The sequence below is a fragment of the Micrococcus sp. IITD107 genome, from assembly GCF_041927415.1.
Classification (GTDB): domain Bacteria; phylum Actinomycetota; class Actinomycetes; order Actinomycetales; family Micrococcaceae; genus Citricoccus; species Citricoccus terreus.
In genome coordinates this window covers 62,640-85,534 of the sequence record NZ_JBHFFN010000008.1, presented here as the reverse complement: position 1 = coordinate 85,534, position 22,895 = coordinate 62,640, and the positions used below count along the sequence as shown (strand labels likewise).

The 22,895-nt window shown below is 70.9% G+C and carries 24 protein-coding genes; 14 read left to right on the top strand and 10 right to left on the bottom strand.

The window, feature by feature from the left end:
• Window positions 1-273 (bottom strand): GrpB family protein (locus ACEXHE_RS12435; protein ID WP_374786025.1); only part of this gene is annotated, 273 nt, incomplete at its 3' end.
• Window positions 274-334: 61 nt separating this feature from the next.
• Window positions 335-715, bottom strand: coding sequence for a VOC family protein (locus ACEXHE_RS12430; RefSeq protein WP_374786024.1), 381 nt, complete (start codon window positions 713-715; stop codon window positions 335-337).
• A 69-nt stretch (window positions 716-784) separates the two neighbouring features.
• Between ACEXHE_RS12430 and ACEXHE_RS12425 the strand changes: the two genes are divergently transcribed.
• Window positions 785-1,762 carry a GDSL-type esterase/lipase family protein gene (locus ACEXHE_RS12425; RefSeq protein ID WP_374786023.1) on the top strand — a complete coding sequence of 326 codons (978 nt, stop codon included), beginning with the start codon at window positions 785-787 and terminating at the stop codon, window positions 1,760-1,762.
• Here the strand turns inward: ACEXHE_RS12425 and ACEXHE_RS12420 are convergent.
• From ACEXHE_RS12420 to ACEXHE_RS12390, 7 genes are all read right to left on the bottom strand, one after another.
• On the bottom strand, window positions 1,725-2,831 hold the full coding sequence (locus ACEXHE_RS12420) for a siderophore-interacting protein (protein ID WP_374786022.1): 1,107 nt from the start codon (window positions 2,829-2,831) through the stop codon (window positions 1,725-1,727). The two genes, ACEXHE_RS12425 and ACEXHE_RS12420, sit on opposite strands and share 38 nt — an antisense overlap.
• Window positions 2,828-3,790 carry an ABC transporter ATP-binding protein gene (locus ACEXHE_RS12415; RefSeq protein WP_374786021.1) on the bottom strand — a complete coding sequence of 321 codons (963 nt, stop codon included), beginning with the start codon at window positions 3,788-3,790 and terminating at the stop codon, window positions 2,828-2,830. Before ACEXHE_RS12415 ends, ACEXHE_RS12420 begins: the two co-directional genes overlap by 4 nt.
• Before the next feature lie 38 nt (window positions 3,791-3,828).
• Window positions 3,829-4,947 carry a FecCD family ABC transporter permease gene (locus tag ACEXHE_RS12410; protein ID WP_374786020.1) on the bottom strand — a complete coding sequence of 373 codons (1,119 nt, stop codon included), beginning with the start codon at window positions 4,945-4,947 and terminating at the stop codon, window positions 3,829-3,831.
• Window positions 4,944-6,062 carry a FecCD family ABC transporter permease gene (locus ACEXHE_RS12405; RefSeq protein ID WP_374786019.1) on the bottom strand — a complete coding sequence of 373 codons (1,119 nt, stop codon included), beginning with the start codon at window positions 6,060-6,062 and terminating at the stop codon, window positions 4,944-4,946. The genes ACEXHE_RS12410 and ACEXHE_RS12405 overlap by 4 nt, the downstream gene beginning before the upstream one ends.
• Window positions 6,059-7,174 carry an iron-siderophore ABC transporter substrate-binding protein gene (locus tag ACEXHE_RS12400; RefSeq protein WP_374786018.1) on the bottom strand — a complete coding sequence of 372 codons (1,116 nt, stop codon included), beginning with the start codon at window positions 7,172-7,174 and terminating at the stop codon, window positions 6,059-6,061. Before ACEXHE_RS12400 ends, ACEXHE_RS12405 begins: the two co-directional genes overlap by 4 nt.
• A gap of 182 nt (window positions 7,175-7,356) precedes the next feature.
• Window positions 7,357-8,013, bottom strand: a complete 657-nt coding sequence (locus ACEXHE_RS12395; protein ID WP_374786017.1) for a hypothetical protein — start codon at window positions 8,011-8,013, stop codon at window positions 7,357-7,359.
• A 5-nt stretch (window positions 8,014-8,018) separates the two neighbouring features.
• The gene (locus ACEXHE_RS12390) at window positions 8,019-8,168 is read right to left on the bottom strand and encodes a hypothetical protein (RefSeq protein ID WP_177227932.1); all 150 of its coding nucleotides are present in this window, start codon (window positions 8,166-8,168) and stop codon (window positions 8,019-8,021) included.
• Between the two features lie 101 nt (window positions 8,169-8,269).
• On the opposite strand from ACEXHE_RS12390, the gene ACEXHE_RS12385 reads away from it, so the two are divergent.
• The 9 genes from ACEXHE_RS12385 (at window position 8,270) to ACEXHE_RS12345 (ending at window position 17,910) form a co-directional block, all read left to right on the top strand.
• Window positions 8,270-9,466, top strand: coding sequence for a type III polyketide synthase (locus tag ACEXHE_RS12385; RefSeq protein ID WP_374786016.1), 1,197 nt, complete (start codon window positions 8,270-8,272; stop codon window positions 9,464-9,466).
• Window positions 9,463-10,215: a methyltransferase domain-containing protein gene (locus tag ACEXHE_RS12380; RefSeq protein WP_374786015.1), complete on the top strand. Its 753-nt coding sequence runs from the start codon at window positions 9,463-9,465 to the stop codon at window positions 10,213-10,215. The genes ACEXHE_RS12385 and ACEXHE_RS12380 overlap by 4 nt, the downstream gene beginning before the upstream one ends.
• Window positions 10,199-12,280, top strand: a complete 2,082-nt coding sequence (locus ACEXHE_RS12375) for a ubiquinone/menaquinone biosynthesis methyltransferase (protein ID WP_374786014.1) — start codon at window positions 10,199-10,201, stop codon at window positions 12,278-12,280. Before ACEXHE_RS12380 ends, ACEXHE_RS12375 begins: the two co-directional genes overlap by 17 nt.
• Before the next feature lie 183 nt (window positions 12,281-12,463).
• Window positions 12,464-13,021, top strand: coding sequence for a hypothetical protein (locus ACEXHE_RS12370; protein ID WP_374786013.1), 558 nt, complete (start codon window positions 12,464-12,466; stop codon window positions 13,019-13,021).
• Between the two features lie 37 nt (window positions 13,022-13,058).
• The gene (locus ACEXHE_RS12365; protein WP_374786012.1) at window positions 13,059-13,685 is read left to right on the top strand and encodes a hypothetical protein; all 627 of its coding nucleotides are present in this window, start codon (window positions 13,059-13,061) and stop codon (window positions 13,683-13,685) included.
• Between the two features lie 172 nt (window positions 13,686-13,857).
• Window positions 13,858-14,634, top strand: coding sequence for an ABC transporter ATP-binding protein (locus ACEXHE_RS12360; protein WP_374786011.1), 777 nt, complete (start codon window positions 13,858-13,860; stop codon window positions 14,632-14,634).
• A 5-nt stretch (window positions 14,635-14,639) separates the two neighbouring features.
• Complete coding sequence (locus tag ACEXHE_RS12355; protein ID WP_374786010.1) at window positions 14,640-15,965, top strand: FtsX-like permease family protein; 1,326 nt, start codon at window positions 14,640-14,642, stop codon at window positions 15,963-15,965.
• Window positions 15,966-15,987: 22 nt separating this feature from the next.
• Window positions 15,988-16,644, top strand: a complete 657-nt coding sequence (locus tag ACEXHE_RS12350; RefSeq protein WP_374786009.1) for a maleylpyruvate isomerase family mycothiol-dependent enzyme — start codon at window positions 15,988-15,990, stop codon at window positions 16,642-16,644.
• A 210-nt stretch (window positions 16,645-16,854) separates the two neighbouring features.
• On the top strand, window positions 16,855-17,910 hold the full coding sequence (locus ACEXHE_RS12345; RefSeq protein ID WP_356969712.1) for an LLM class flavin-dependent oxidoreductase: 1,056 nt from the start codon (window positions 16,855-16,857) through the stop codon (window positions 17,908-17,910).
• Between the two features lie 33 nt (window positions 17,911-17,943).
• On the opposite strand, the gene ACEXHE_RS12340 is transcribed toward ACEXHE_RS12345, so the two are convergent.
• Window positions 17,944-18,279, bottom strand: a complete 336-nt coding sequence (locus ACEXHE_RS12340) for a hypothetical protein (protein WP_374786008.1) — start codon at window positions 18,277-18,279, stop codon at window positions 17,944-17,946.
• 375 nt (window positions 18,280-18,654) lie between these two features.
• On the opposite strand from ACEXHE_RS12340, the gene ACEXHE_RS12335 reads away from it, so the two are divergent.
• The 4 genes from ACEXHE_RS12335 to ACEXHE_RS12320 all read left to right on the top strand — a co-directional run bounded on the left by ACEXHE_RS12335 (window position 18,655) and on the right by ACEXHE_RS12320 (window position 22,850).
• Window positions 18,655-19,149 carry a WGxxGxxG family protein gene (locus tag ACEXHE_RS12335; RefSeq protein ID WP_356969676.1) on the top strand — a complete coding sequence of 165 codons (495 nt, stop codon included), beginning with the start codon at window positions 18,655-18,657 and terminating at the stop codon, window positions 19,147-19,149.
• A 155-nt stretch (window positions 19,150-19,304) separates the two neighbouring features.
• Complete coding sequence (locus ACEXHE_RS12330) at window positions 19,305-20,198, top strand: MerR family transcriptional regulator (protein ID WP_374786007.1); 894 nt, start codon at window positions 19,305-19,307, stop codon at window positions 20,196-20,198.
• Entirely contained in the window at window positions 20,188-21,201 is a 1,014-nt protein-coding gene (locus ACEXHE_RS12325) for an ABC transporter ATP-binding protein (protein WP_374786006.1), read from the top strand. Before ACEXHE_RS12330 ends, ACEXHE_RS12325 begins: the two co-directional genes overlap by 11 nt.
• A complete protein-coding gene (locus ACEXHE_RS12320; RefSeq protein ID WP_374786005.1) occupies window positions 21,198-22,850 on the top strand; it encodes an ABC transporter permease in 1,653 nt (550 codons plus the stop codon). The genes ACEXHE_RS12325 and ACEXHE_RS12320 overlap by 4 nt, the downstream gene beginning before the upstream one ends.
• The last annotated feature ends 45 nt before the right edge of the window (window positions 22,851-22,895 follow it).

The following is a 22,895-nucleotide window of genomic DNA, read 5'->3' as shown; positions in this document are numbered from 1 at the left end:
GCGGGACAGACCCCCACGAAGGATCAGACCGTTACACCACAACAAGGGACTTGACCCGAGTGCCTCTGCGATGGTCGGGATGTCGCTTCCCTCAACACCGATCATCAGATCGACAACATCTTTTGCGGGGACCCCGGGCACAGATGTGGATCCCATATGTTCAACGTCCAGGCCTGGGAGTATTGCGCCGAGCTGTACGGCCATCTGCTCGAACTTGGACTTCCACCGGGCATGGTCGCTGGGGACGAGGACTACCCGTTCTGCCTCTGTCATCTGACACATGATGCCACGGCGACCCTTTCGCAGCGGGGCAGTTCAGGATCTGTCGCCCGGACTACTGAGTCTGGCTGTCACCGGTCTCCGTGGTGCCTTCGTAGAGTCCGATCTCGTTGCCGTCGAGGTCGCGGAAGGAGGCCCACCAGCTGGTGTCTGAGATGGGGGACTTCTCCATCAGCACTTCACCGCCGAGCTTCTTCACCTGGGCGAGGACGTCGTCGATCGAGTCCACCTCCACATAGGAGCGGGGGTGGGTGAAGCCCTCCTCGCACGGGGCCAGTCCGCCGCCGCTGATCTTGTTGGGCGCCTGCCACATGGGGTAGCCCTCGAAACCGGGGATCTCTCTGATCTCCCAGCCGAACAGCGTGCCGTAGAACTCGGTGGCCTTGACGTGGTCCTTGACCGGGATGTCGATGTGCGTGATGTCTCCGTGTGCCATGCGGCCAGTCTTCTCCGGCATGCTGGCTCGGGGAAGTGCTGACCGCCTGACACCGCCTACCCTCGGGGGGTGACCTTCTCGACTGCAGACACCGAGTCCAGCCTGATCTTCTCCTTCGGCACTCTCCTGCTGGACCAGGTCCAACAGCAGATCCTCGGCGGACCGGTCGCCTCGACTCCGGACGAACTGCTGGGCCACGGGATCACCGAGGTGGTGATTGAGGATCCGGCCGTGGTGGAGCTGAGCGGGCTCGCCGTGCACCGGGGTCTGGCACGTCAGGAGGGCTCACGGGTGCCCGGCGGGGTCCTCACCCTGACTCCGGATCAGCTGCAGTCCGCCGACGCCTATGAGGTCGCGGCCTACACCCGCCGTCGCGTCAGCACGGCTGTACACGGACAGGTCTGGGCCTACGTGGATGCCTACCCCCTGCAGGCGGCCCAGCGGGTCGCAGTCATCGGCGACTCGATCGCGTACGGTCTCGACTGCCTTGACGGTGGCTGGTCCGCACGACTGGGACGAGACCACATCAGCCGCGACCAGGAACGGAACCGATTCTTCAACCTCGCCATCCCTGGGCTGACGCTGCACGAGTTGACAGGGATCGCCGCTGATGAGCTGCGGGTGCGTCGAGCGGACACTGTGCTGGTCTCGGCCGGTGTGAACGACCTGATCGACGGGGCCACGCCGCAGGACGTGGTGACGTCCATGGACCGACTGTGCAGCCAGGTCGAGTCCCTCGGTGCACGGCCGGTGGTGCTCGGACCTCTGTGGAACGACGAAGAGGCCACTCGGACGTGGTTCGGCGCGGATCTGCAGACGGATGCGGTGGCTGAACTGGACACTCTGCTGCAACAGTGGGGGAGCGGTTCCCACCGAGACGTGCTCTCACTGTTCACCGTCCTGCAGGACCAGCCCAGCAGCCTGACAGACGGACTGCACCCCACTCCTCAGGCTCACCGGGTGCTGTACGAGGTGATCTCTGCCGGGCTGGTGGGTCCGTCCGCGCCGATCAGCTCTCCGCCTGGCCCTGACGCCAGTAGCCCATGAACGAGACCTGCTGCTTGGGGATGCCGGCCTCGTTGACGCACAGCCGGCGCAGCCCGCGCACCATGGCGGACTCGCCGGCCAGGAACACGTAGCGACCGGCCGGGTCCGCCTCGGCACCCTCGGCCACGGTCCACTCCCGGGCCTCGCCCTCCGGCGGCGGTGCCGGCTGCGCGGCGGTGGGGTCCTCGCCCAGGCCCAGCAGTGCGGCCACGCGAGGCCTCGCCCAGCTTCCCGACGGCGCCCCCTCGCCTCGGGTGCCCACGTGCACCCGGATGCGCCCCTCCGAGGGGTGGTGCAGCAGCAGTCCCGGAGTCGACTCCAGGTCTGAGGCGGAGGCCGCCGGGACCCACGGCTCGGGCAGGGCCAGCCGCCGGGGCAGCAGGTCCGCCAGTTCGCCGCCCTCGGGCAGCTCGATCACGATGTCTGCCACCCCGGTGAACCCGCCGAACGGGTCCGCCAGCTCCTCGGCCACGGACACCAGGGCTGGCGCCGCGGTCTCGTCCCCGACGGCCAGGACCTGACGGGCGCCGGTGTGCTTCCACGCCGACCACGCCGGGACCTCCCGGCCGGGCACGATCACGTTGACCTCCTCGCCCGGGGAGACCGTGCGGCTCCAGCGCAGGCCCGGACCCTGATGGGGATCGTCTGCCTCGCCGTGCAGCACCACGTCCAAGGTCAGGGACGGCACCAGGTGCCCGTCCAGGCGCACCCGCCCCGCCGAGCGGACGGTGTAGGTGCGCATCCAGCCGCGCTCCTCCTCCGGACGGGCGAAGAACTGCTCGCGCAGACCCTGGGACGGATCCACGTCCAGCGGCGGCCTGCCCGGTGGCGGGATGAGGACCTTGACGTAGGCGTCCCGCCGAGGACGGCAGCCCCCGCAGGAGCCGTGCACCCCGCAGTGGAGGGTCGGAGCGGTGCGGGTGCCGGCCAGGCCCGGGCCGGGCAGCAGGTCGACGAGCTCGCAGGCCGCCGACTCCAGGTCCGGCCCCGCCAACACGATCCGGCGGAAGGACCGGCACGGCTGCTCCACAGACACCACCCGGGTGCGGGCGCAGATCATCTCGTTCATCGGAGGTCCTCTCGGGGTGCGGAGGGCGGGGTGTCGCCGGACGGAGGTTCGGTGACCAGACCCCGTTCCTGGGCCGAGGCGCGGTCAGCGGCGGTGCGGGGCAGCACCACCGGGTGTCCCAACAGAGGATCGCGCACCACATCGGCGTCCAGGCCGAACACCTCCAGCAGCAGGTCCGGGGTCAGCACCTCCGTGGGAGTGCCCGCTGCCGCCGCCTGCCCGTCCGCCATGGCGATCACGTGGTCCGCGGTGCGGGCGGCCAGGTTCAGATCGTGCAGCACGGCCACGACTGTTGCTCGCCGTGGGCGCTCCGTCTCGCCCTGCCCAGCCGTGCTGGAAGCCGCGGTGGACGCATCGGTCCCGGCCGTCGTCGGGACGGTGGGGTCCGGGAGGGAGCGGACGAGGTCCATCAGCTCGACCTGGTGGGAGAGATCCAGGTAGGAGGTCGGTTCGTCCAGCAGGATGACCGGGGTCTGCTGGGCCAGGACGAGGGCGAGCCAGGCGCGTTGGCGCTGTCCGCCGGAGAGCTCGGTGATGTCCCGTCCGGCCAGTTCGACCAGGTCGGTCAGTTCCAGGGCGCGGGCCACGGCCTCGGTGTCCGTGCGGGAGGAGGAGCCGAACCAGCCGCGGTGCGGGTGCCGGCCGCGGTCCACCAGCTGCTCCACGGTCATGCCCTCCGGGGCCACCGGGGACTGGGGGAGCAGGGCGACGGTACGGGCGTAGTCGCGCGCGGGCCAGCCCTCCACGGAGCGGCCGAGCACCTCCACCGTGCCGGACTGCAGGGGCAGCTGGCGGGTCAGTCCCCGCAGGAGAGTGGACTTGCCGCAGCCGTTGGCCCCGATGATCGCGGTGGTCTGGGCGGCCGGGACGTCCAGGTCCACGGGGCCGACGACTGTGCGCTCGCCATAGCCCAAGGTGACGCCGCGCAGGGTGAGAGCGGGGGTGGGGTGTGCGGCCATCGTCCGGCTCCTCTTCGTCTCGGTCAGCTCGGCTGTGCTCATCTGGCACCCATCCTCGTCCTCATCAACAGCCACAGCATCAGGGGCGCTCCTGCGGCGCCGGTCAGCACGCCCGTGGGAAGCCGTACCCCGCCCAGCGCCTCGGCCGCCAGGAAGTCCGCCAGCACCACGATCACCGCGCCGGTCAGCGCCGCCGCCGGGAGTGACGGCCGCCCGCCGGTCAGACCCCGCGCGATGGGGGTGGAGAGCAGGGCCACGAACGCCAGCGGCCCGGTGGCCGCCGTGGCCGCGGCCGCCAGCAGTGCTCCCACACCGAGCGCGCCGAGACCGGTCCGGCCCGGGCGGGAGCCCAGCCCGTGCGCGAGGTCACTGCCGAGGTCGGAGGGGGAGAGGGCGGCGTGCAGGGCGGCGCCGACCGGCAGCAGCACCGCCGCAGTCACCGCCAGGTAGCCGATCCGCTCCCAGGTCACCGCGTTCAGCGAGCCGGCCGTCCAGACCGCAGCGGTCTGCAGATCGTGCTGGCTCAGGGCGAGCATGGCGCTGGCCACCACCGCCTGGCCCAGGGCCGCCACGGCGATCCCCGCCACGATGAACCGCTGACCGCCCAGCGCTCCGGCCAGTCCGCCGCCCGCCGGACCTCCGGAACCGCGGGAAGACCGACCGGGCATCGAGACCAGCAGCACCGCCGCCGTCACCGCCAGCCCGCCGCCCAGTGCCGCCACGGCCATCCCCGCACCGCGCACGCCACCGGCGGCCAGCACCAGCACGGCTGCAGCGGCCGCACCCTGGGTCACGCCCAGGATGTCCGGGCTGGCCAGCGGGTTGCGCAGCGTGCGCCGGAACAGGGCACCGGAGGCACCCAGCGCAGCCCCGGCCAGCGCCGCCGCCACCGCGCGCGGCAGTTTCTCCTGCAGCACGATGAACCGGGCCCCGGCAGCGCCCTCGATCCGCTCGCCGGCCAGGATCGCGAAGAAGTCCGGGATGGCCACCGTGTAGCCGCCCAGCAGCACGCGCACGCCCATGCCCAGCACCAGCAGCACGGCCAGCCCCACCAACACGAAGCTCAGTCGCCGCGTGGACCGGGCGCGCAGGTCACGCACGGTCTGCAGGGCAGCCGTGCTCCCAGCCCGGCGGGGTGTCTCCAGCACAGCACTCACAGGGACACCGCCTTCCGGCGCAGCAGCACCAGCAGCACGGGCACGCCCAGCACCACCGTGGTCACCCCGATGTGGATCTCCTGCGGCGCCACCACCAGCCGTCCGAACAGGTCCGCGGCCACCAGCAGCACAGCGCCCCACAGGGCGCAGCCGAACACGAGCACCCGCGTGCTGGGCGGGTGGAAACGGCGCAGCGCGTGCGGGACCATCAGTCCCACGAAGCCCACCGGCCCGGCCAGCGCCACGGCGGCCGCAGTCATCACCACGGCCGATCCCAGCAGCAGCACGCGGGTGCGCACCGGACGGGCACCGAGCCCGTGCGCCAGCTCATCGCCCAGGGACAGGGCGTCCAGCCCTGGCGCGCACAGCACCACCACCAGGATCCCCACCAGGATCAGCGGGGCCAGCAGCGCGGCGTCCTCCAGGGAGGTCCGCGCCACCGAGCCCACCGTCCAGAACCGGAAGCGGTCCAGCACCGCCGGGAAGAGCACCAGCAGCGCGGTGGTCAGGGCGGTGCAGCCAGCGGTGATCGCCGCTCCAGCCAGCACCAGGGACAGCGGCCCGGGGGCACCACCGGTCCCGGTCGCTATCCGCGAGGCGGTCCCCGCCACGGCATAGACCACGACGGCGGCCACGAGGGTCCCAGCCACAGCGAGCCCGATGATGGGCACCAGGGTGGCGGGCACGCCGAGTGCCAGGCCGGCGGCCACGGCCAGCATGGCCCCGGCGGAGAGCCCCAGCAGGGAGGGGTCGCCCAGCGGGTTCCGGGTGGCTCCCTGCAGTGCGGCACCGGTGACCCCGAGCGCGGCGCCGACCAGCACGGCGGTCACCGTGCGGGGGATGCGCGAGAGCACGGCGGCGGCGTCGATCCCCTCGGCGGCGGAACCGTCAGTGCCGCCGAGCAGCACCTGCAGCGTGGTGGCCGGGTCCACGGCGCGCGCGCCCAGGGCCAGTGCCGCCAGGCAGCCGAGCATCAGGAGCACGAGGGGAACCAGCACGAAGGCGGCCGAACGCCCCGTCTGCCTCCCGGCGGGCACCGAGGTGCCGTGGTGCTGGGAGGTGACGGGGCGTCGTCGGGAGGGACCGGCCGTGGCCGGAGCGGACGGTGAGGTCACTGCTGGCTCGAGCTTGCTTCCTCTGCCGCCTCTGCGGTCTCGGCGATCTCCGGCAGGACGTTCTCCAGGGCCCACGGGATGGACAGCGGCGAGGCGGCGGAGACGGAGAGGGTCTCCTGCTGGTCGGTCTGCAGCAGCAGGGAATCGTTGGCCACGGCGGGGATGGAGCCCAGCAGCGGATCGGCGGCGATGGTCTCGCCCACGGAGGCATCGGCGGCCCAGCTGATGAACACGTCCGATTCCAGCTCGTCCGCGCGCTCGGGGGACCAGGTGATGAAGAACTGGCCTTGCGCGTCCTGCTCGGCCATGACGGGGGCCTCGGTCATTCCCAGCGACTCCAGGAACTTCGGGCGGTTGTCCACCTTCGTGTACAGGCTGATCTGGTCCGCGGCAGCCGGGTCGATGGTGCCGTACAGGAACGTGGTGTCCTTCAGCGCGGGGTGCTCCTGGGCGGCCTGGGCCACCTGCTCCTCCACGTCCTGCACCACGGCCTCCGCCTCGGCATCCTTGCCGAGGGCCTGGCCGATCAGCCGCGTGGAGTCCTGCCAGGAGGTGCCGAACGCGGGGGCGTCCTTCGGATAGGCCACCACCGGCGCGATGTCGGAGAGCTTGTCATAGTCCTCCTGGGTGATGCCGGAGTAGGCGGCGAGGATCACGTCCGGCTCGAGCGCGGCGATCGCCTCGAAGTCGATTTCGTCCGCCTCCGAGTACTTCTCCGGGGCGGTCCCGCCGTGCTCCTGCAGGGCGGCGTCGAACCAGTCGGTGGACTGCCCGGCGTTGGCGCCGAACTCCACGGCCGCCATGCCCACGGGCACCACGCCCAGGGAGAGTGCCACGTCCTGGTTCACCCAGGAGACGGTGGCCACGCGCTCAGGCTGCTCGGGGATCTCGGTGGTGCCGTACACGTGCTCGACGGTTCGGGGGAACTGGGCAGTGGAATCGGTGGACTCGGTGGTCGCCGCGCCGGAGGGCGTGCTGGAGGTTCCCGATCCGCCGGACGGGCCGGTGGAGCAGCCGGCCAGCAGGGTCAGGCTGAGCACGGCGGCGCCGATGGTGAGGGCGCTGTGCTTGCGAGTGCGCTGGGGGCGGGAGGTGAGGGACGATGACGTCACGTCAGTGACCTTTCCACGTCACGGGAGCCGAGGCGGAAGGGCTTCCATGGGACGGGCCGGACCCGGTGCGGGCCGGCAGGGCAAGTGAGTCGAGAAGTGGATTCCGCAACATCAGCGTGCCCTAATTGCGCCAGGTTAGCCTGACCTAAGTTCGGCACGCAAGCCGAGGGGTGCGGCGCGGTCTACGCTGACGGATCGGGCTGCGGTTCCACCGAGATGGCCAGGTATCTCAATGGATCAGTGGAACCTGGAAGCACAGAGTAGTCGCTCCAGGTCAAGGGGTATCTCCCGCGCAGGGCCAATGGGTTCACCCGCTCACGGCCCATGGTTCCCTTGCCGGTCTTCTCACCCCATGCTCGAGACCCCTCCAGGATGACGCCGTCGTGCAGGCGAAAGGCATCAGAGTTGGTCGTGCGCTCATGCGTCGGCGGGCGCCAGTAATTGGGATCGTTGCTCAGGATCAGAAGTAGACCTTCTTGGGCGTAATGTCCGTCGAGCAGACGTTCAAGGCGGACGATGTCTTTGACGCAGTCGTAGGAGTCGACGTCCTGGGCGCCGGCGCGCAGCATGAACTGTTCGCCGTCGTGGTCGCCAGCCCACGCACGCACTGGATACTTCAGTTCGACGGCGAGGGATCGGTCGTCATCACCCGTGTCTGTGACCAACAGATCCAGGTAGGTCCGTCCCTCCAGCCGGCTCTCTACTCGTACACGCAACCGGGGGTGTGCGGATCGGATCTCCCACGCCAGTTCGTGCTGCAGGTCGGACTCGGAGTGGAACACCGGCCGTCGCTCGGCGAGCTGGGGGAGGAGGTCGAGAAGGTCGTTCGCGGTGAACATGCCGATCACTTTTCCCTAGGGAGTTGCTGCACGGACCACTCGACGAGGTCATCGAGGTCGTCTTCAGGACCGACCTCACAGAGGATGCGAACGTCCCTCATCGCGAGCTCGTGGTTGCTCAGCTGCTCATCGCTGGCGGGGTGCGATGAATCCATGTCAGCAACATACCCAGTCGAGTCCATCCGTGATATATGTGGAGCAACCCCAGCCGACCAGCTCTTGTCAGGCCCGGGGGTCGTGCCCGAAGAATCGGTGAATGACCGCCCTGATCAGATCCCTGGCCACCGCCGTCCCGCCCACCCTCCTCCCGCAGGATCGCATCAGGGATGTGCTCGCCGCGCAGCCCGGGGTGGACCGCCTCAGCGCCCGGCTGATCCCCGCCGTGTTCAACGCCTCCGGGATCGAGCGCCGCTACACCTGCGTGCAGGAGTGGGAGAAGGGACTGCACGACGTCGGCCAGGCGGCTTCCCCGGATGAGGTCACCCTGGGTGAGGCGAGTGGAGCGCAGGAGGAGCCGGGCGTCTTCTTCGACCCCGGCACCCACCACGTGCTCAGTCCGAGCACCGGGGTGCGCAACGCGATCTACGCCACCGAGGCCACCAAGCTCTACGTGGAGGCCGCCCGGGGTGCCCTGGAGCGGGCCCCGGAGATCGCGGCCGACCAGGTCACCCACGTCATCACGGTCTCCTGCACCGGGTTCTACTCCCCGGGCCCGGACTATCAGATCGTGCGGCAGCTGGGCCTCTCGTCCGCGGTGAAGCGACTGCACATCGGGTTCATGGGCTGCTACGCCGCCATGCCGGCCCTGCGCGAAGCCGCCTCGATCTGCCAGGCCGACCCGGCCGCCGTCGTGCTGGTGGTCAGTGTGGAGCTGTGCACGCTGCATGTGCGCGTGGCCAACGACCAGGACACCATCCTGGGGGCCTCACTCTTCGCCGACGGCGGTGCCGCCGCCCTGGTGACCGGCGCCGATGCGCCCGCCCTGCCGGAGGGTCGCCCGGCCCTGGAGCTGGATCGGTTCTCCACCGTGCTGACCCCCGTGGGGGAGGACGCGATGGCGTGGAACATCGGGGACGAGGGGTTCGAGATGATCCTGGGCAGCTACGTCCCCCACATCATCGACGAGCACATCACCGATGCGCTCAAGCCGCTGCTCGGCGCGGACACGGTGCTCTCCGGGCGGCCGCACCGCGAGGTGGAGCACTGGGCCATCCACCCCGGCGGTCGCAGCATCCTGGACAAGGTGCAGGCCCGGTTGGACCTGGCCGACGAGCAGCTTGTGGCCTCACGCGAGACCCTGCGCGACTACGGGAACATGAGCAGCGCCACCGTGATGTTCGTGCTTCAGCACATCACGGAGTCGGCGGGCGAGCCGGGGGAGCGGATCTGCGCCATGGCGTTCGGACCGGGGCTGACGGTGGAGTCAGCCCTGCTGACCCGGGCGGCCGGATGAGAGTGCCGGGTGCACCGGACCTGAGCCGGCGCGCGGGGCATCTGCAGGAGCTGATGGACAGCCCGGACTGCGACCACAGCGCCCTGATGAAGACCTACCGAGGGTTTCACCTGGTCAACACCGTGGTGGCCGGCTGGCAGCTGACCTACCGGCGGTGGCTGCGCCCGCTGATGCGCCCGGACGGGGTCACCACCGTGCTGGACATCGGCTGCGGCGGCGGGGACCTGGTCCGGGCGATGGCCCGCCGTGCCCGCCGCGACGGGTTCCCGGTGCAGATCACCGGTGCGGACCCGGACGAGCGGGCCCGGGACTTCGCGCTGCGGCAGGACAACCCCCAGAACGTGCGGTTCCTGCAGGCGGAGAGCTCCGAGCTGGTGGCCGCCGGGGAGCAGTACGACCTGGTGATCTCCAACCACCTGCTGCACCACCTGGGAGACACCGCCCTGCAGGGTGTGCTGGCCGACTCCGAGCAGCTGGCGGCGCGGCGTGCGGTGCACAGCGACATCCACCGCTCGGCGCTGGCGTACCGCCTGTTCTCGATGGGCACCCTGCCGGTCTACCCGGGCTCGTTCATCCGGCCCGACGGGCTGACCAGCATCCGCCGCAGCTGGACGCCGGGGGAACTGGCCCAGGAGTTGCCGGACGGGTGGCAGGCCGTGGGTCAGATCCCGTGGCGCACCCTGGCGGTGTTCACGGTGGACGGAGTGCAGGTCGGACGGAGCCACGGGGGCCATGCCGATGCCCACTGAGTTCGGAGGCGACGGCGGTGGTGCTGGAGGCGACGGCGGCGAGCTGGTGCTGGACACAGACGTCCTGGTCGTCGGCGCCGGGCCCACCGGGCTGCTGCTGGCCGCCCTGCTCGCCCAGCGCGGGGTGAGCGTGATCGTGCTGGAGCGTCGGACGCAGCCCTCCGCCCACTCGCGGGCCATCGGACTGCACCCTCCCGCGGTGGCCGCGCTGGCCGCCGTCGGGCTGGAGGAAGACGCCGTGGCCGCGGGAGTCCAGGTGCAGACGGGCGTGGGGGTCTCCGACGGTCGGACCTTGGGGGAGCTGCGCTTCGACCACCCCGGCGCCCAGCGCTCCTCCATCCTGGTGCTGCCCCAGAACCAGACCGAGCAGCTGCTGGCCGAGCGGGTGGAGCAGCTGGCCCCGGGCGCGGTCTGGCGCGGGATGGAGGTGATCGGACTGGAACAGGATCCGGCCGCCGGGACCGCGCAGCTGACCGTCCGGACGGCAGACGGGACCGAGCGGCGCCCCACTGCTCGCATGGTGGTCGGTGCGGACGGCACGCATAGCACCGTGCGGGCGCTCGCCGGCATCCCCGTCACCGCCCGCGACTGGCCGGACCGTTACCTGATGGGCGATTTCCCGGACACCACCGACCACGGGTCAGACGCCCGCATCCACCTGCACGCGCACGGGGTGGTGGAGTCCTTCCCGCTGCCCGTGGGGATGCGCCGCTGGGTGGTGCACACCGGCCACGAGCTGCTGCCCGAAGACCCGTTCCTCCTCGCCGAGCTGGTCCACGCGCGCACCGGGGAGCGGATCGACCCCGCCGAGGCCACCATGGTCAGCGCGTTCAGCGTCCGCCGGCAGCTCGCCCAGACCATGGTGTCCGGGCAGACGGTGCTGATCGGGGACGCCGCGCATGCGGTCAGTCCCATCGGCGGGCAGGGCATGACCCTGGGCTGGCAGGACGCCGTGGAGCTCGCCCCGCTGATGGCCGCGCCGCCGGACCAGCGCCCGGACCTCACCGAGTTCTCCGTCCGCCGCCTCCGCACCGCGCGCATCGCCGCACGTCAGGCCGAGGTCAACATGGTGCTCGGCCGTGCCCTGCCCCGCCCGGCCCGCGTCGCCCGCGACCTCGCCGCCCGTGCAGTCCTCGCCTCCCCGCTGCAGCGCACCCTGGCCTGGACCTACGCGATGGGCTGGGCCGGTGAGCCGAGGCACCCGCGGGGCGTGGCCGTCGTCGAGACAGGGACTAACGTGGATCCCATGCCCACCGAGCCCGCAGCCCAGCCCTCCCAGCCCACCTCACCGGACGCCTCGCAGGTGTCAGTCCAGCCCGACGGCGGCTCCCTCGCCTCCCCGGTGGCGCGCGGCGAGCGCGGGGCGCAGGTCTCCTCCATGTTCAATGGCATGGCCGACCGGTACGACCTGATGAACCTGGTGATGACCTGGGGTCAGGAGCCGCGGCTGGTGCGCCGGACCGTGGAGCGGGCCGAGCTGCCGGATGCGCCGCGGGTGCTGGATCTGGCCACGGGCACCGGGGACATCGCGCTGGAGATCCTGCGCTCGCGGTATGCCGCCGAGGTGGTGGGCGCGGACTTCGCCCCGGAGATGATGGAGATCGGGCGGCGCCGGCCGGGCGGGGACCGGATCCAGTGGGTCGAGGCCGACGCCATGGACCTGCCGTTCGAGGACGAGTCCTTCGACGCCGTCACCCACGGCTACCTGCTGCGCAATGTGGAGGACATCCCGCGCACGCTGGCCGAGCAGTTCCGGGTGCTCAAGCCCGGCGGACGGATGGTGGCCCTGGAGACCTCCCCGGCGCCGAAGAACGTCACCCGCCCGTTCTCCACGGCCTACATCCAGCACGTGGTGCCGTTGATGGGCAGGCTGATCACCCAGAACCCGGACGCCTACGAGTACCTCTCCTCCACCACGCGCGCGTTCAAGACCCCGGCGGAGATCGCGGGGCTGCTGGAGGACGCCGGGTTCGTGGACGTGGGGCATGAGCTGCACATGTTCGGCACGCTGGCCATCCACTGGGCGGTCAAGCCCGGCGGCGCGCAGGCCGGACAGGAGGGCTGAGCCGTGCGGGGGAGGCGTGCTGTCGGTGCCCTTGGGGCCGCTGTCCTCACCCTGACCCTGGCCACCGCCTGCGGTGAGGAGGGCACCTCACCGGAGGGGCCGTCGTCGGGAACCGCTGTGCAGGAGTCCACGCCGTCCGCGAGCACTGATCTCACGCCGACCCCCACCCCGAGCGGAGCAGCCATGCAGCAGATCACCTCCGAACAGTTCTCCGTGCAGATCCCGGACGAGTGGGAGGAGTACGACCTCTCCCACCACAACTACATCGACCAGACCCGGGCCCAGCCGGATGTCCGCCGGCACTTCGGGACACCGCGCGGGCCGGAGCAGAAGAACCGGTCCGTGGCGTTCCTGTCCTACACCTCCACCCCGGGCGCGGCACCGGGCACCGACGTGGAGATGGCCAAGATCGTGGAGGCGATGGACCAGGCGCAGAAGAACCTGGCCCCGGACCAGGCTCGGCAGGCGTACGCCTCGATGGAGGGGCATGGCTGCTTGGACGGCTACGAGTCCCTGGGGGAGGTCCAGCGCACTGAGGGGTACGGCGAACCCGGCCACCTGACCGGCGTCTGGTATGAGTACCGCTGCCTGAACTCCGGCATGCCCATGCGCGGCTACGCCCTGGCCGCCTACTCCGAGGACGGCCGCCGGCATGACGTCTTCCTCACCACGGACTATGCCTACTGGGAGGCGCACGAGGATCAGCTGCGCGCCGTGATCGAGAGCATCAGCGCGGGCTGAGCGGATCGAGCGGGCTGAAGGGACAGGGGGACCGGAGTTGAGGACGTACTCGTTCCAGGAGGGGTTCGGGGACACGATCCGCCGGACGATGCGGACGATCGCCGTGGTGGACGAGGACGGGCAGCTCGCCGGGCGCGTGATGCGTGGGGAGATCGAGGGATGTGAGCGGGCCCGGACGTTCCGCTGGGAGACCCCTGCAGGAGAGCGGACCCAGATCGGTGTGCGGACGATGACCGTCAGGTCCGTGGTCGGTCGGCTGCTGCGGCCCAGCTACGCGGTGACGCACGCTGGCCCGGAGAGTGATGGAGGGCCCGAGTCGGACGAGCCGGCTGGGGTGCTCAAGGACCGGATCGGGGAGAACATCCTCTACTTCGCGGTGGAGGGCACGGTGCACGGCCACCGCGTGGTGAGTCTCGAGGACTGGGACGGCACCGTCGTGGTGGAGGTGCGGCCGAAGGGTGCGAAGAAGCGGCGGATCGGGCGGTTCTCCTCCGGTGGACTGCTCACCCGGACCCAGGTTCAGGTGGACGAGGACGCGGTGCAGGAGCTCTGCCAAGGTCAGGCACCGACCTCCACCGTCCTGTTCGGCCTGCTCATCCTGATGCCGTACATCCACCGCGTCTACAAGGAGGAGGCCGGCTTGATCGAGGAGCTGCTGGGCTGAGCCTAAGTCGCTGACCGGCCGTCCGGGTCGACCCTGATCAGACCTCAGGGTCCACACCACCCGAGGTGGTCCTGCGGTCGCAGTCCTCTGGTCCTGGGGGCGGATCCGGGTGGGCCACAGGTCATTACCCCGCCCGACGCGCCCACCCCCGGCTGCGCGGGAGGCTGGAGGCATGACCGCATCTCTGCCTCTTCCCCACCGCCAGGGCCCACCGCTGCTCAGCGCGCTCGGCCTGACCAAGACCTACGGAACCACCCGCGCCCTGGACGGCGTGGACCTGAGCATCATGCCCGGCGAGTCCGTGGCCATCATGGGCCCCTCCGGCTCCGGCAAGACCACCCTGATGCACTGCCTCTCCGGCATCCTGGTTCCCGACGACGGCTCCGTCCAGTTGGCGGCGCCCGGCACCTCCCCGGTGGAGATCACGGTCTACGGAGAGGAGGAGCGGGCTCGCCTGCGCCGCGAGAAGCTCGGCTTCGTCTTCCAGGAGGGTCTGCTGCTGCCGGAGCTGACCGCCCAGGAGAACGTCGCCCTGCCGCTCATGCTCTCCGGTGTGGGCCGGGCCGAGGCCCAGGATCGCGCCCGGCAGTGGCTCGGTGCACTCGGACTGGACGGCATGCACGAACGGCGTCTCGGTGAGCTCTCCGGCGGTCAGGCTCAGCGCGTGGCGATCGCCCGGGCCCAGGTGGCTGAACCGCTCGTGGTCTTCGCCGACGAGCCCACCGGAGCCCTGGACTCGACCACCTCAGAGCAGGTGCTCACCGCACTGCTGGAGTCCACCACGGGACGAGGCCGCACCCTGGTGATGGTCACCCACGACCAGGCCACCGCCGACCGTTGCTCCCGCCTGGTGCGCGTGCAGGACGGTCGGATCGTGGCCGACTCCGCCTGCGGCTCCCGCCGCTCGGACGGATACGCCACCGCCCACCCGGCAGGGGGTGCCCGGTGACCAGCATGACCGGAACCTTGCCCATCCTGACGCTCTTCCTGGGCAGACTGTTCCAGGACCGGAAGGTCTGGCTGCTGCCCGTGACCGCCTATGCGGTGGTCGGGGCTCTGGCCCTGACGGTGACCGCCGGGGCGCGGTCGTTCTGGGGGATCGAGGGGGACTGGGGTGGGTTCTACACCCTGCTCTCGATCTTCGCTCTGATGCTGCTCTCCATCCCGCTGATGGGCCTGGCCGGATCCGCCGCCCGCCTGCTGGCCCGCCGCCGGGACGAACGCCTCTCCTCCCTGCGCCTGATCGGCGCCTCCTCCTGGACCGTGCGCTCACTGGCCGTGACCGAGGCAGCCGTGCTGGCCGCCGTCGGGCTGGTGGTGGGGACCGTGGTGTACCTGGCGCTGATGCCCCTGGTGGGGCTGCTGCAGTTCGCGGGACGGCCGATCGGTGTGGCCGGGATGTGGCTGGGTGTGCCGATGCTGCTGCTGGTGCTCGGCGTGCTGATGCTGATGGCCGTGGGCAGCTCCGTGATGGGGCTGCAGCGCATCGAGATCTCCCCGCTGGGCGTGCGCACCCGGCAGGCCCCGGCGAGGGCGCACTGGGTGTGGGCGCTGGTGGCCGTGGGGGCCGTGGCGGCGGCGCAGGTCCTGGTGCGCTCCACCGGTGCCCAGGACATGGCCATGGTGCTGGTGATGGTGCTGATCGGTTTCGGCCTGCCCATGCTGGCGCTGCACTTCATTGGGCCGTGGCTGATCGCGGTGCTGACCCGCCGGACCCTGCGCCGCGCGGATACTCCGGAACGACTGGTGGCCGCGCGGTCCGTGCTCGAGTCTCCGCAGCAGGCCTGGCGGCAGATCGGCGGGGTGGCCGTGACCACCTACATCGGCGTGGTGGGCGGTGCGGGCATGGCCCTGGCCGGGTCGGCGTCCAGTACGGGGATGCGTGCGGAGGACATGCTGATGACCCAGGACCTGCGCACGGGTGTGCTGCTGACCATGCTCATCTCCTTCCTGCTGACCGCCTGTTCGGTGGGCATCACCCAGGCCGCCCAGGTGCTGGACCGCGCTGAGCTGTACCGCGGGCTCGGACAGCTGGGGATGACCCGGACCCACCTGGACGGCATCCGCCGCCGTGCCGTGTTCGGGCCGCTGTGGATCGTGCTCGGCTTCGCGCTGACCGCGGCGGTGGTGACCACGCTCCCGGTGCTCGGCCTGAGCCTGGTGCTGGCGCCGGTGTCCATGCTGGTGGTCGCCGCCACGCTGATCGGCGGAGTCCTGTTGGTGCGCGGCGGTGTCTCCGCCTCCGGCCCCACCCTGCGCGGAGTGCTCGCCGAGGCCTGAGCCGCCCGGCCATACTGGGACCGTGAGTCAGAACGCAGTGATCGAGTGGGACCGTGACCGGGTGTGGCAGGCCGTCCGGGAGGAGCGAGCTCGGCTGGCCGCCGACCTGGAGCACCTGACCGAGGAGCAGTGGCACTGCCGCTCCCACTCGGCGGCGTGGACCGTGGAGCAGACCCTGGCCCATCTCACGGCCGGCGCCTCCCTGGGCCGGCTGGCCTGGCTGCGCAGCATGATCGGGGCCCGGTTCAACGCCGACGTCCACAACCAGCGCCGGCTCGAGGAGCACCTGGGCCGCACGCCGCGGGAGACCTGGGAGCGGTTCGCCGCTGTGGTGGACAGCCGCGTGGAGCCGGCACGCACCACCTGGGCGTGGTTGGGCGAGGTGATCGTGCACGGCACGGACATCCGTTCCCCGCTCGGGATCGACTCCGCACCGGACACGGATGCGGTGACCTACGTGGCCCAGCACTTCGCCGAGCGTGACTTCGCCGTCCATTCCAGCACCATGGTCGAGGAGCTGGAGCTGGTGGCCACGGACGCCCTGTTCCAGCACGGTCAGGGCCCACGCGTGGAGGGGCCGGTGCTGGGCCTGCTGATGGTGATGTCCGGCCGCTCGGCGTTCCTGGCGAACCTGACCGGACCCGGCGTCCCCACACTCCGCCAGCGTCTCGCCCTCTGACCGCACCCGCCCCGGACACAGAGTGACCAGACCCCCACCAAAGTGACATTGTCTCGTCACTTTGTGCCCGAGGGGACCCGCACCACTTTGGACGTTCAAATTTCAAGGAATTTTCCGTCGTCGGGAGGTGTTGTACCCGGCGTGACTGAGAACCAGAGCTTTGCCTCCACCCCCGCGCTCGCCGCGCCCACGCCCAACCCGTCCACCGAGATGGCAGACTCCGTGCCCGCTGGCACCCTGGAGTTCGGCCTGCACACCTTCGGTGACATCACCGCGGACCGCTCCGGCACCCGCCTGGACCACCCTGAGGTCCTGCGCAACGTGGTGGCCGAGGGCGTCCTCGCGGACCAGGTGGGCGTGGACGTGATCGGAGTCGGCGAGCACCACCGTCCTGACTACGCCGTCTCCGCGCCGGACATGGTCCTGGCCGGGATCGGCGCCCAGACCGAGCGGATCAAGCTGATCTCCGCGGTCACCGTCCTCTCCTCGGACGACCCCGTGCGCGTCTACCAGCGCTTCGCCACGCTGGACGGCATCACCGGCGGCCGCGCGGAGGTCTCCCTGGGCCGGGGCTCCTTCATCGAGTCCTTCCCGCTGTTCGGCTACGACCTGCAGGACTACGAGCGTCTCTTCGAGGAGAAGCTGGACCTGTTCGCCGCCCTGCGCAGCGAGGGCCCGGTCACCTGGCAGGGCAGCACGCGGTCCGCGTTGTCCCGCCAGAGCATCTTCCCGACGACGGCCCACGCCTCGGGTCTTCCGGCGTGGGTTGCGGTGGGGGGCACCCCGGCATCGGTGGTCCGTGCGGCGAGGTACGGCCTGGGCCTGGAGCTGGCGATCATCGGCGGTCAGCCAGCCCGGTTCGCCCCGTTCGCCGACCTGTACCGACGCCAGATCCAGGAGAACGGCATGGAGCCGCGCCGCGTGGCCGTGCACTCCCACGGATTCGTGGCCCAGACCGATGAGGAGGCCGCCGAGCGGTACTACCCGCACTGGGAGGCGTCCATGCGCAAGCTCGGCGCCGAACGCGGCTGGCCGGCTCCGAGCCAGGGCCAGTTCCGCCAGGAGATCACCCAGGGCGCACTGCACCTGGGCTCCCCGGAGACCGTGGCCCGCAAGATCGCCACCACGGTGAAGGCACTGGGAGCCGGGCGCTTCGGGATGAAGTACGGCAACGGCTCCCTGCCGCACGAGGACATGATGGAGTCGATCGAGCTCTACGGCACCCAGGTCAAGCCGATGGTGCTGGACATGCTCGCTGGTTCCTGACCTGCGCAGACCCTCGGGGCGCCGTTGGCCCCGTCACTCGATGTAGGTGGCGTCCAGCGTCTCGGCGAGGGCGGCGACGTCCTCGGATTCAGCCCGGGGGAGGTCGCTCTGAGCACGCGAGGGCACCCCGGTCACGTCCACCACGATCCACTGGACCGCCTGGGCGAACGCCGTCTTGCCCTCGGTGTTCTGCATCTGTTCGGCGATCTCGCGGATGTGCTCCGGGTCCTCCGACCACGCCATGAGCACACCGGCTCCGCAGTCACGCCCCTCCAGCTTGCTGTTCTTGAGCATGAAGGTGAAGTGCTCCTCGCCCTCCGGCTCTGGGCAGCCAAGCTCCTGGTCCACCGCTTCGTACAGTTCCTCCACCGAAGCGAATGCACTCGCGGTCTCGGACGCTGCAGGTGAGTGGGCTGAGGAACCACTGGACGCGGAAGGCGACTCAGACGCGGGGGAGGTGGCCGTCGTCGGGCCGGTTCCGGTGGTCTGGGCGGAACAGCCGGCCAGCGTGAGGCACACAGCCAGGAGCGCGGCCGGGAGGGTCCGATGCGAGCGACGGCTCTGCCGTGAGGGTTCCATGGACTGACCTTACGGCTCCCACCCATCCGCTGACCGGGACTTGCCAAGCTCCCCCCGTCTCTGCGTAGCGTCCGAACCAGAGGTACGGCGTCGTCGTGGGCGCACCCGGAGACCGGCAGTCCGTCGGCTCCTCCCCACGCGCCGTGCACGAGAGGAAGGTTCACCATGGAACTTCGCACCCTGGAACTTCGCAAGCCCGTCGCCATCCTGACGCTCAGCACGGCTGCGCTGTTCGGCACCGCCACGGCCGCCACCGCCACCACGTCCCCGAGCCCGTCGCCCACCACGACGGTCACCCAGGAGGACGACGACAACGACAACAACAACGGCCTGTGGGGCCTGGCGGGCCTGCTGGGCCTGGCTGGCCTGGCCGGACTGCGCAAGCGCCGTGACCACGTGGAGCACGTGCACGCCGACCGCGACCACCGCCGCACCGACCACCGGGACGACCACCTGAACCGTCGCGAGGGCCACGTGGATGTGGATGACACCCGCCGCGGCGCTCCTGGAGCCCCCGGGACCACCGGAACCGGCAACGTCGGCACCGGGTTGGGCACCGACCGCGGGACCGGCGGACTGGGCGGACCCGGCGGAGCGGACCGTGGGGTGGACGGCATCGACCCCAACACCGGCACCCCGGGCACCGGCGGACCCCGCTGATCCGGCCTCTGACTGACCAGCAGACCCGCCGGACACGATGACCGAAGGACCGGCCTCCCTGTGGAGGTCGGTCACTCGGTGCGTCCTGACAGGTGCCGCCCCGGAGGCGGTCCAGGGTTGACAGTGACGCAACGTCACACCTGCATGATGGGTGCATGAAGGTCAAGAAGCTCGCCGAACTGGCCCGCACCACCGTCCGCACGGTGCGCTACTACCACCAGATCAGCTTGCTGCCCCTGCCCGCCCAGCGGCACGGGTGGCGCGACTACGGGATGGCGCACGTCGCCCGGTTGCTGCGCGTGCGCTGGCTGGTGGACGCCGGCGTCCCCTTGGCCCAGGTCAAGGAGATGCTCACCGCCGAGCTGTCCTCCCCGTTCACGGTCCCGCCGGGAGCCCCAGGCTCCGCCGACCTTCCCGACGACGGCTCCCTCGCCCGAGCCTCCATCCTCACCGACCTGCGCCACACCTTGGACGGCGTGGACCGGCAGATGGCCGACCTCACCTCCCAGCAGGACCGGCTGGCGGCGCTGATCGCCTCGGTCGAGTCCGACGGGCCCCTGACCCCGGTCCCGCGCCAGCTGGTCTGGATGTACACCGAGCTGATGCGCCGGGCTCCGAGCGAGCGTGCCCACCGGATCATGCAGGCCGAATGGGACGTGCTCGAGGTCGCCTGCTACCGGATGGAGCTGCCGCACGGGGTGGTGGAGTTCGTGGACCGGCTCAGCGCCGCAGACCTGGACCGGATCGCTGAGTTCTTCGACCGGTTCCAAGAGCTCTCCGGCAGCCGTGCGCCAGACACCGAGCAGCGCCTGCGTGCACTGGCCGCCGAAGTGGCGCAGTTCAGCCGCGCGGTGGCCCCGGAGGTGGTGTCCGACTGGGAGGACCTGATGGAGGACGGCAGCTACGCCTGGGCCTGGCGCGCGTTCATCCTGGCCTTCCCCGGGCGGCACTACCGCATCTACGCCCAGGCGATCGCCGAGGAGCTGGGCGTCCGGCTCTCCGCCGAGGACCACCGAGCACTGAAGGGGTGGGAATCTCATGACCAGTAAGCCCAGTACGCCCAGCGCTGAGCACGCCGGCACCGAGCGCCTGGGCACCGAGCACCCCGTCGAGGTCCGCGGCCTGACCAAGCGGTTCGGCTCCTTCACCGCCGTGGAGGACTTCGACCTGACCGTCCAGGCCGGCACCGTGCACGGGTTCCTCGGGCCCAACGGGGCCGGGAAATCCACCACCATGCGCGTCCTGCTGGGACTGTACCGGCCGTCGTCGGGAACCGTCCGGGTGTTGGGGCACGATCCCGCCACCCATCCTGCCGAGGCGACCCGGGGCATCTCCTCCGTCCCCGGGGATGTGAGCCTGTGGCCGAACCTGACCGGACGGGAGGCGCTGGACGTGCTGGCCGGACTGCGCGGGCGGTACAGCCACCGGCGCGAGGCCGAGCTGATCGAGCGGTTCGCGCTGGATACCACCAAGAAGGTGCGCAGCTACTCCACCGGCAACCGCCAGAAGGTCATGCTCGTGGCCGCATTCGCCGCTGAGGCCCCACTGCTGCTGCTGGATGAGCCCACCGCGGGCCTGGACCCGCTTATGGAGATCGAGTTCGGCCGCTGTGTGCGCGAGGCTGTGGGGCAGGGGCGCACCGTGCTGCTCTCCAGCCACCTGCTTGCCGAGGTCGAGGAGCTGTGCACGGAGGTCACCATCATCCGCGACGGCCGACTGGTCGAGTCCGGTCACCTGGAGCAGATGCGGCACCTGGCGGCCTCCAGCGTGACGGCCTCGGTCCCGGCGGCGCGGGCGGAGGAGCTGAGTGCCCGGCTCGCCGAGCGCGGGTTGCGCCTGGCAGGGCCCGACGACGGCCTCTCGGCTCCCAGCACCGCACCGGCTCCCAGCGCGGAGGGGCAGGGGGAGGTCCGACTGCGGGGCTCCGTGGACCGCGAGCAGGTGACCGGTGTGCTCGGTCTGCTGGCGGAGTCGGGGGCGCAGGACATCACCTGCACCCCGGCCTCCTTGGAGGAACTGTTCCTGCGTCACTATGAGGTGGGTGCGCGATGAGCCGGGCGCAGCCGACCTCCGGGTCCGGGCAGTACCGGCGGCTGATCCGACTGGTGCTGCGGCGGCACTGGCTGATGCTCGGAGCCTGGTTGGGCGGGCTGCTGCTGCTCGTGGCGATCACCGCCCCCGCGTATGAGACCACGTATCCGGAGCTGTCCCAGCGCACGTTCATGGTGGAGTCGCTGCGGGCGAACACCGCCACCACACTGCTCTACGGTCCGCTGCCGGACCCGGGCCGCCTGGGTCAGCTGCTGGTGTGGGAGACCGGGACGTACGTGCTGGCGCTCGGCGCACTGAAGGGCATCCTGCTCGCGGTGGCCCTGGTGCGCCGGCCTGAGGACGAGGGCACCCTGGAGCTGATCCGTTCCACGGGAACCGCCCCCTGGGTCCCGGCGGCTGCGGCGCTGACCGTGCTGATCGGACAGTGCCTGGCCCTGGGTGGCGGGGCGGGCCTGATCCTATGGGTGCAGGCACAGCGGATCGCCGAGCTGACGGAGTCCGGAGCCATGGCCTTCGGGCTGCTGGTGTCCGCGGTGAGCCTGGTGTTCGCCCTGATCGCCGTGGTGTGCTGCCAGCTGGCCGCCGACGCACGCACCGCCCGGTCCTGGGCGCTGATCGTGCTGGCGGCGGCGTTCCTGGCCCGGGCCGTCCCGGACGCCACCGCCACCCTTGACGCGTCCCACCGTGCTCCGGTGACGGTCCTGCACTGGATCTCGCCGCTCGGCTGGGCGCAGGTGGTGGCGCCGTACACCGACGACCAGATGGGGCCGTTCCTCGCCTTCGGTGCGGCGGCCGTGGTGTTGCTGGGCGCTGGGCTGGGGCTGTCCGCTCGGCGCGAGTACCGGTCCGGCCTGCTGGCCCGCACCCGGGGCAGCTCGGCGCGGATGAGGGTCCGTTCCCCGCTGGCCTTTGCGTTGCGTCGTGGGGTCGGCTCCTGGGTGGGCTGGACGGTGGCAGTGGTGGGACTGGCCGCCCCGTTCGCCGGGATGAGCTCGGGGATCCTGGAGCTGATCGAAGGGTCCGATGCCACCGCGCAGATCGTGCAGCAGATGTTGGGGGAGGGGTCCGTCACCTCGATGTTCTTCCGCATGACGGCCATGTTCGGGGGCATCCTGACGGCGATCTACGCCGTGGGAACGGTCCTGCGGGTCCGGGCCGACGAGCGCGAAGGTGTCCTGGACGTCGAGATGACCACCGGCCGGCGCCGCTGGGAGCCGCTGGTGGCCGCCCTGCTGACGGCCGCCGTCGGGTCCTTGGTGATGCTGCTGCTGGCCGGTGGGGTGACCGCTCTGGTGGCACAGGGTCAGCTGGGGGATGAGGCGGCGCTCGACGAGACCCTGGGTTACCTGGTGCTGCAGTGGCCTGCGGCGCTGTGCCTGGCTGGGTTGGCCACTGTGATGGTGGCCGGACTGCCGCGTCTGAGCTGGCTGATGTGGGCGCTGGTGACGGTCTCGGCCACGCTGGCCTGGCTCGGTGGCCTGCTGGACCCGCCGCAGTGGCTGATGGACCTGGTGGTCTTCGAGCACGTGCCCGACCTCTCCGTGGGCGAGCCGGAGTTCTGGCCGTTGGGTGTGCTGGCGGGGATCGGCGTGGCGGGGCTCCTCGTCGCCGTACCCCTGATGCGTCGCCGCGACCTCTCCCGCGCCTGATCCTCCTTCGGGCACAAAGTGACCAGACCCCCACTACAGTGACCG

Bases quoted from the DNA above. Each gene is read 5' to 3' on its own strand.
- ACEXHE_RS12430 (WP_374786024.1), bottom strand. From the start codon at position 715: ATGGCACACGGAGACATCACGCACATCGACATCCCGGTCAAGGACCAC.
- ACEXHE_RS12420 (WP_374786022.1), bottom strand. From the start codon at position 2,831: ATGAACGAGATGATCTGCGCCCGCACCCGGGTGGTGTCTGTGGAGCAG.
- ACEXHE_RS12415 (WP_374786021.1), bottom strand. From the start codon at position 3,790: ATGGCCGCACACCCCACCCCCGCTCTCACCCTGCGCGGCGTCACCTTG.
- ACEXHE_RS12395 (WP_374786017.1), bottom strand. From the start codon at position 8,013: ATGTTCACCGCGAACGACCTTCTCGACCTCCTCCCCCAGCTCGCCGAG.
- ACEXHE_RS12390 (WP_177227932.1), bottom strand. From the start codon at position 8,168: ATGGATTCATCGCACCCCGCCAGCGATGAGCAGCTGAGCAACCACGAG.
- ACEXHE_RS12385 (WP_374786016.1), top strand. From the start codon at position 8,270: ATGACCGCCCTGATCAGATCCCTGGCCACCGCCGTCCCGCCCACCCTC.
- ACEXHE_RS12380 (WP_374786015.1), top strand. From the start codon at position 9,463: ATGAGAGTGCCGGGTGCACCGGACCTGAGCCGGCGCGCGGGGCATCTG.
- ACEXHE_RS12375 (WP_374786014.1), top strand. From the start codon at position 10,199: ATGCCGATGCCCACTGAGTTCGGAGGCGACGGCGGTGGTGCTGGAGGC.
- ACEXHE_RS12370 (WP_374786013.1), top strand. From the start codon at position 12,464: ATGCAGCAGATCACCTCCGAACAGTTCTCCGTGCAGATCCCGGACGAG.
- ACEXHE_RS12360 (WP_374786011.1), top strand. From the start codon at position 13,858: ATGACCGCATCTCTGCCTCTTCCCCACCGCCAGGGCCCACCGCTGCTC.
- ACEXHE_RS12355 (WP_374786010.1), top strand. From the start codon at position 14,640: ATGACCGGAACCTTGCCCATCCTGACGCTCTTCCTGGGCAGACTGTTC.
- ACEXHE_RS12345 (WP_356969712.1), top strand. From the start codon at position 16,855: ATGGCAGACTCCGTGCCCGCTGGCACCCTGGAGTTCGGCCTGCACACC.
- ACEXHE_RS12335 (WP_356969676.1), top strand. From the start codon at position 18,655: ATGGAACTTCGCACCCTGGAACTTCGCAAGCCCGTCGCCATCCTGACG.
- ACEXHE_RS12330 (WP_374786007.1), top strand. From the start codon at position 19,305: ATGAAGGTCAAGAAGCTCGCCGAACTGGCCCGCACCACCGTCCGCACG.
- ACEXHE_RS12325 (WP_374786006.1), top strand. From the start codon at position 20,188: ATGACCAGTAAGCCCAGTACGCCCAGCGCTGAGCACGCCGGCACCGAG.
- ACEXHE_RS12320 (WP_374786005.1), top strand. From the start codon at position 21,198: ATGAGCCGGGCGCAGCCGACCTCCGGGTCCGGGCAGTACCGGCGGCTG.